Annotated in this window: 1 protein-coding gene; it reads right to left on the bottom strand. The window is 47.7% G+C overall.

The window, feature by feature from the left end:
* The coding region (locus LK536_RS59020) for an aminotransferase class IV (RefSeq protein ID WP_506092362.1) at positions 1-241 on the bottom strand (241 nt) is incomplete at both ends.

The following is a 241-nucleotide window of genomic DNA, read 5'->3' as shown; positions in this document are numbered from 1 at the left end:
ACAGAAATTAGATGAGGATGTAACAATCACTTCATCTGTTTCCATCAGTTCGCACAGGGTAAACGCACGTTCCATTACCTGGATTCCCAGACGGTAACAGGCCTGTATCATATGGGTCTTGGAGATTCCCATCAGTATGAGATTATCATTGGGGTGTGATATGAATACCCCGTCCTTCAGGATGGACAAATTGCCGCGGGCACATTCAGTCACTGTCCCGCCACGGTGGAATATGGTCTCG

The organism is Clostridium pacaense, from assembly GCF_020709765.2.
GTDB lineage: Bacteria > Bacillota > Clostridia > Lachnospirales > Lachnospiraceae > Enterocloster > Enterocloster hominis.
Note: the sequence above shows the minus strand (reverse complement) of the source record. Positions and strands in the feature narration are given on the sequence as shown.